General features: G+C 62.3%; 6 protein-coding genes. 2 read left to right on the top strand and 4 right to left on the bottom strand.

Going from position 1 to position 6507, the window contains the following annotated elements; all coding sequences use genetic code 11:
- On the bottom strand, positions 1–1562 hold a 1562-nt coding region (locus PF446_RS07325; RefSeq protein WP_298070672.1), incomplete at its 3' end, for a Tex family protein.
- 248 nt (positions 1563–1810) lie between these two features.
- Entirely contained in the window at positions 1811–3292 is a 1482-nt protein-coding gene (locus tag PF446_RS07330) for an oligopeptide:H+ symporter (RefSeq protein WP_298070674.1), read from the bottom strand.
- Between the two features lie 303 nt (positions 3293–3595).
- Here PF446_RS07330 and PF446_RS07335 point away from each other — a divergent pair, with 303 nt between their 5' ends.
- A complete protein-coding gene (locus PF446_RS07335; RefSeq protein ID WP_298070676.1) occupies positions 3596–4747 on the top strand; it encodes a cystathionine beta-lyase in 1152 nt (383 codons plus the stop codon).
- Between the two features lie 83 nt (positions 4748–4830).
- Here PF446_RS07335 and PF446_RS07340 read toward each other — a convergent pair whose 3' ends face one another.
- Positions 4831–5670 (bottom strand): energy transducer TonB, encoded by an 840-nt coding sequence (locus PF446_RS07340; RefSeq protein WP_298070677.1) that lies wholly within the window; start codon positions 5668–5670, stop codon positions 4831–4833.
- Between the two features lie 151 nt (positions 5671–5821).
- On the opposite strand from PF446_RS07340, the gene PF446_RS07345 reads away from it, so the two are divergent.
- Positions 5822–6160, top strand: coding sequence for a hypothetical protein (locus PF446_RS07345; protein ID WP_298070679.1), 339 nt, complete (start codon positions 5822–5824; stop codon positions 6158–6160).
- Between the two features lie 45 nt (positions 6161–6205).
- On the opposite strand, the gene PF446_RS07350 is transcribed toward PF446_RS07345, so the two are convergent.
- Positions 6206–6507 (bottom strand): c-type cytochrome (locus PF446_RS07350; protein ID WP_298070682.1); only part of this gene is annotated, 302 nt, incomplete at its 5' end.

Raw genomic sequence — 6507 nt, forward strand, 5'->3', positions numbered from 1 at the left:
CGGACCACGTTGTCGGCGACGCTGGCAGAAAGTCCGGCCACGTGCGAAAGCAGCGGTGCCGAGGCCGTATTCACATCCACGCCCACGGCGTTCACGCAGTCTTCCACGCAGGCATCGAGCGAACGCGCCAGACGTGCCTGGTTGACGTCGTGCTGGTACTGGCCCACGCCGATGGCCTTGGGCTCGATCTTGACCAGCTCGGCCAGTGGATCCTGCAGGCGGCGCGCGATGGAGACGGCGCCGCGCAGGGAGACGTCCAGATCCGGGAATTCGCGCGCGGCGGTTTCGGAGGCCGAATAGACCGACGCCCCCGACTCGCTGACCACGATCTTGGCCAGTGTGAGCGACGCATGCTTCTTGATCAGCTCGCCGGCCAGTTTGTCGGTTTCGCGTGAGGCCGTGCCGTTGCCGATGGCGATCAGGGCCACATGGTGCTTCTCGCACAGGTGCGCGAGTTCTGCGATGGACCGGTCCCATTGGCGCCGCGGTTCATGCGGGTAGATGGTGTCCGTATCCAGCAGTTTCCCGGTGGCGTCGACCACGGCGACCTTGACGCCGGTTCGGATGCCGGGATCCAGGCCCATCACCGCCTTGGGCCCGGCGGGTGCGGCCAGCAGCAGGTCCTTGAGGTTGTCGCCGAACACCGAGATGGCGGCGTTCTCGGCCGCTTCGCGGGCGTGGCCGAACAGATCCAGTTTCAGGTGCAGGTGCAGCTTGGCATGCCAGGCCAGACGCACGGTATCGGCCAACCAGGGATCCGCCGGGCGTCCGCGTTGGACCATACCGGCATGCTGGGCCACCCGAGCAATGCCATCGGCATGACCCTGCTCGGCGTCCGCGCCGGGGGGCTCCAGCTCCAGGTCGATGATACCCTCGTTGCGTGCCCGCATCAGCGCCAGCAGGCGGTGCGAGGGAATTGTCGCAAGGGCCTCATTGTGATCGAAGTAGTCGCGAAACTTGGCGCCCTCGGTCTGCTTGCCCTCGATCACGCGCGCGCGGATGCGACCGCCCTGCCAGAGCCAGTCGCGCAGGGCGCCGACCAGCGTTGCATCCTCGGCGATCGATTCCATCAGGATGGCGCGCGCACCCTCCAGCGCGGCCTTGACGTCGGTCACGCCCTTGTCGGCATCGATGAAGGCTTCGGCGCGTGTTTCGGGCGCCACGGACGGATCTTCGCGCAGCGCCTGCGCCAGCGGTTCCAGGCCCGCCTCGCGCGCGATTTGCGCCTTGGTGCGGCGCCGGGGCTTGTACGGCAGATACAGATCTTCCAGGCGCGCCTTGGTCTCGGCGCCCTCGATCTGCTCACGCAGGGCGTCGTTGAGATGGCCCTGTTCCTCCATGCTGGCCAGGATGGCCGCGCGACGATCCTCGAGTTCGCGCAGGTAACGCAGGCGTTCTTCCAGCAGGCGAAGCTGGGTGTCATCCAGGCCACCGGTCGCCTCCTTGCGGTATCGGGCGATGAAGGGAACCGTGGCGCCGTCGTCGAGGAGTTTTATCGCGGCGTGGACTTGGGCCGTCTGCGCGGCGATATCTTCGGCAATACGTTGTTCGATGCTGAGCATGGGGGGTTGCTGAATCCTAGCAGTTTCGTGGAAAAGGGGTGGGAAAGTTGCTGCAAACGGGCTGCATCTTCATTTCGCCGCTTGCGTCGCTGGCAGTATGACCAGCTGCCTTCCCGTCGCCGGATCGATCCGGTTCCCGGGCGCTGGAAGTGTGTCATTTGCAGCCGCGCTTTTGCACGTCTTTGTCAGTGGACGCCCGAACGCGATCATTGCGCTCACCCGCTATCGTAGCGGAGTCGATCGGTGGCTTACTGTACGGGTACCACGGCGACGGGTTCGTCGTCGGCGGGGGTGTCCTTGTTGTGGATCAGCTTGCGCAGGAACGGGATCAGCACCACCAGCGCGATGCCGACCAGCAGGCTGCCACCGCCCAGCTTGGCGAACAGGCTGGCATAGGCCGGGTCGGTAGCCAGCGGGGTAGTGCCGGCGGGTTCGGGGATCATGCCCGAAAAATCCCCGGCGAACAGCGAGGCCAGTCCGGTCACCAGCATCCAGCTGCCCATCATGATGCCCTGGTACTTGCGTGGCGCCAGCTTGCCGATCATCGCGTAGCCGATCGGCGAGATCAGCAGCTCGCCGATGCTCTGCAACACATAGCTGCCGAAAAGCCATCCGAACCCGACCAGGCCCTGTCCGTCGGCGAACAAGATGCCGGCAGGCAGGGCGAGAAACCCGAAACCCATCAGCAGCAGGGAGACCGAGAACTGCGCGGGAATGTCGATGTTCCAGCCACGTGTCCGCATGCGGTTGAACCAGGCCGCCATCAGCGGTCCGCCGAGCACGATCACCACGGTGTTGATGTTCTGGATCCATTGCGGCGCAACCGTGATGCCCCAGACCTTCAGGTCCACGTTGTTGACGGCGAACAACTGCAGGCCGCTCGGCGCCATCAGGTAAAGCGCCCAGAACACCAGCGAGCCCAGCGCCAGGATCAGGTAGGCCCACATGTTGTGCCGCTCGATCCTGTCGCGGTGTTGCACCGTGATATAGACCAGTGCCGCCGCGACCACGGCGCAGATGGCCTTGATCAGGGTTTCTGTAGAGCCGGGATTCTGCAGCAGCAACCAGACCACCGGCACCAGTCCGATGAGAATCGCGATGCCCGCGATGAAGCGCCATCGATATTCCTTGCGTGATACATCAAGCAAGGTCGTATGGCGGTCGGACAGTGTTTTCCAGTGAAAGGTGGCCAGTACAATCGCGAGGAAATTGCCCAGGGTCGCAAATATGAACAGGCTCGCGTAGCTCTGGGTGAGCTGGTAATGGCCGGCAACCGCGAAGCCGATGAAAAAGCCCAGGTTCATGCCTGCGTAGTTCCACAGGAACGCGCCTTCGCGGCGACTGTCTTCGGGCGTGAAACGCTGGGTCAGCATCATGTTGATGCAGGTCACGTTCAATCCGCTGCCAGTGAGGAACAGCGCCAGTCCCCAAGACAGCATGGCGGTGGTGCCCAGCGCGATCAGGCCGCAGCCCAGCACTTGCAGCAGCATGCCGCCTACGAACAGGTTCCGGTTGCTCAGGAAACGCCCGCCCAGATAGCCGCCGAACAGGTGCAGCCCGTAGTTGAACGCGCCGAACACACCCATGACCGCCGTGGCCTGCTTGATCGAAAAGTGCAGATGTTTGGTGGTGTAAAGGACCAGCGTGGAATACAGCACTGCGAAGCCGAGCGTGGATGCCGTCTGGATAAAGAACAGCGCGCCGGCGCCTTCGGGAATGTTTGTGTTCATGCGCTTGAACGTGAGCAAGTCCATCTCCTTTCAGCGATCAGGTCAAGGCGGTTCGTTCCCGGACATTCGGGTACTTGAAAGCGGGAACGCTCCCGGCGGATGGCATGCAAACAGGCGTGGTGTACGTTATTTCGCACCGTTCAAGCAGTGGATGAAAACCGGGCCAACGGGCAGAGCCGTTCACCCGGACTGCATGATAGAACGGATTGCGCCAGCAAAATCACCGTCTGCGGGGCATCAACAATCGCCTCGGGATTTGTTTTAATGGAAGGATGCGTTTACACGTTTGATCTGGAGGTTCGCATGCACTGGAAAACCCGGTTGCTGCACATGACGGCGAAGGTCCCCGAAGGATTCCGCTCGCTGGTCTCGCCGGTCCATCGCGGATCGACGGTGGTGTTCGATCGCCAACGCGACGCACACGACAACTGGCGGGCCGACCAGGAAGGGTATGCCTACGGTTTGTTCGGCACGCCCACCGTGCTGGAACTCGGCGCCCGCATCGCCGACCTGGAAGGTGCGCGACACAGCTTCGTGGTGCCGTCCGGCATGGCGGCCATCGCTCTGGTCTACCTGGCTTGCTGTCGGCCGGGGGATCACGTGTTGCTGCCGTGGTCGGCCTATGGCCCGAACGTCGAACTGACCCGGTTCCTGACCGATTTTGGCGTGGAGATCGAGCAGTACGACCCGATGCTGGGCGAGGACCTGGCATCGAGGATCCGCGAGAACACCGCGCTGGTCTGGGTCGAAAGTCCGGGCTCGATCACCATGGAAGTGCAGGATGTGCCGGCCATCGTCAAAGCGGCGCACGAACGCGGCGTCCAAGTGGCGCTCGACAACACCTATGCCGCGGGCGTGCTGTTTGACGCCTTTGCCGCCGGGGTCGACATCAGCATCCAGGCGCTGACCAAATATGTGGGTGGCCACAGCGACCTGCTGATGGGCTCGGTGTCGGTCCGCGACGATTCCGGTTACGAGCGGATCGGCTCGACCTGGCGTCTGCTCGGCATGGGCGTGTCTCCCGATGATGCCAGCCGTGCGCTGCGCGGCCTGCAGACCATGGGCCTGCGGCTGGAACAGCTGGAAAGATCCACGCTTATAGTGGCGCGCTGGCTGAAGGACCAACCGCAGATCGCGCGCGTGCTGCACCCGGCCTTGCCCGACTGCGTGGGCCATGAATTCTGGAAACGGGATTTCACTGGCAGCGCAAGCCTGTTCTCGGTGGTGTTTGCGCCGCAGGTCACCGCGGCGCAGGTTTCCGACCTGGCCGATGCGCTGCAACTGTTCGATGCGGGCTACAGCTGGGGCGGGGTGCGTTCACTGGCGATGACGTACCCGACCCGTCGCGACCTTGCCCGTCGCTATGGCGGGGAGATCCTGCGCCTGAACATCGGGCTCGAGGCGCCGGACGACCTGATCGCGGACCTGCAGGCGGCCCTGGGCACGCTTCGGTGATACCGGACTTGGTCGGAAGCCTTGGCCTGCCGCCCCTTTCGGCCGGAACCATACTTCGATCCGTTGCCAGCAGAGCGAACTGATCAGCTCTGCGGCTGGTTGATCCGGTGCAGGGCCTGTTGGGAGGAATACAGGCCATCCACGGGCATCGCGTCCCCATCACCGTTGGCGAGCTGGGTGGCGTCCACCCAGGGAATGAAGTTGCGCGGTCCTGGAATATAGAGGTGCCAGTGGCCGTAGGCCTTCAAATGGCGCGCATAGCGAGCTATCGAGAATGTCACTGGTGTCTTGACGGTCCAGTGCGTCTTGTCGGCGTCCTTGCCCTGGGTCGGCAACTTGAAGGTCCATTGACTGGCCGTCTTCTCGGCGGACGTGGCCAGGTCATCTCGCCAGCGCTTCATCAGCATGTAAGGACCCCTGGTATACAGGTCGACCTGTTCGGTGGCGATTTTGTCGACTCGGCCCAGTCGATTGACGCGAATGACGAGGTAGACCGTGCCCGAAACGCGGTCTTGTCGTTCAAGTATGGGATAGAACGGCGCCTTGGGGCGTCCGTTGTAACGAACGCTCCTGTTGCTGTCATTGGATCCGAAGCGCGTTCCGCTGATGCTGAGCGCATATCGGTTCTTGCCCTGGGGGCGAGCCGTGATGCGAAGATACATCCTGGCTTTTGCGGACACGGGTGATCCATGCCGAAGTACCGGCTCGAAGCGCCAGCGGGAGATGTTCCTGGCCAGCAATTGCGTCACCGATGCAGGCAGCTTGTCCTTCTGGTCCAGGGTATATCCGATGACGCGTCCCTTTGCTGATACCGCGATGCTGCCGCTGACCATCATGCTGGCCCTGACTTCGGACGTGGATGTAGACCCCATGACCACGCCAGACAGCATCCAGCCAAGCATGGCAATCCATGCATATTTCATCTTGAGAACCCCTTTCTGCCCTGCAAATCCATCTGGCATGGGAATGCGGATGTCCTGACAGGTGCGCTGGAACGGCATTTTTTGTTCGTTGGCACGACGTTTGCATGGAAAACCGTGACCGCATACTCGTTTTCGAAATCTGGAAACTGCCATGAACATTCTCAACGTCCACCCGACTTCACCGGAAAACCCGCAGGGACGGGTCAACCGCTTCATGCATCGTTATATCTCATGCAGGGGCGCCTTGGCGATGAAGGAGATCATGAGTACCGACGCCGATCCGCGCGAGTGTGACGTCCGGGAGGTTGCTGCAACCTCGCCAATCCGTGAACAACAAGTGATGCATGCGCCGCTGGCCAGCACGAGCCAGGCCATGACCACTTCGTCGGACGGCAGTTTCCTGAGTCTGTTCATGCAGGCTTTTGCCGCTGCGCGTCAGCCCATGACCACGAACGTCAGTCAGGAAACCCCGCACAGCATGGCCGCGTGAAACTTGCGCCTTCCCGTTTTGGACATGCTGGCAAGAACATGACACCTACGGATTTGCGTTGAGGCCCTCGACGTAGGACGACAAGGCGTGGATCTGCTCCATGTTCAGTTTCTGGGCAACCTGGACCACCAGTTTGGCATGCGGACTGTCGCCCCACGCCTTGCCGTCATGCCATCCGGTGAGCACCTGGGTCACGTACTGCGCATGCTGTCCGGCGATACGCGGGTACATCTTTTCGCTGTTGCCCAGGCCTTTCGGACCATGGCAGGACTGGCATGAAGGAAGTTGTACCGATGCGATGCCATTTTCGTAGATTGATTTGCCCAGCTCGGGCTTGTAGTCGTCAG

The organism is Oleiagrimonas sp. (assembly GCF_027858935.1).
Lineage (GTDB): Bacteria > Pseudomonadota > Gammaproteobacteria > Xanthomonadales > Rhodanobacteraceae > Oleiagrimonas.

What these genes read in the sequence shown, in the direction of transcription:
- PF446_RS07335 (WP_298070676.1), top strand. Translation starts at nt 3,596, where the DNA reads ATGCACTGGAAAACCCGGTTGCTGCACATGACGGCGAAGGTCCCCGAA.
- PF446_RS07330 (WP_298070674.1), bottom strand. Translation starts at nt 3,292, where the DNA reads ATGAACACAAACATTCCCGAAGGCGCCGGCGCGCTGTTCTTTATCCAG.
- PF446_RS07340 (WP_298070677.1), bottom strand. Translation starts at nt 5,670, where the DNA reads ATGAAATATGCATGGATTGCCATGCTTGGCTGGATGCTGTCTGGCGTG.
- PF446_RS07345 (WP_298070679.1), top strand. Translation starts at nt 5,822, where the DNA reads ATGAACATTCTCAACGTCCACCCGACTTCACCGGAAAACCCGCAGGGA.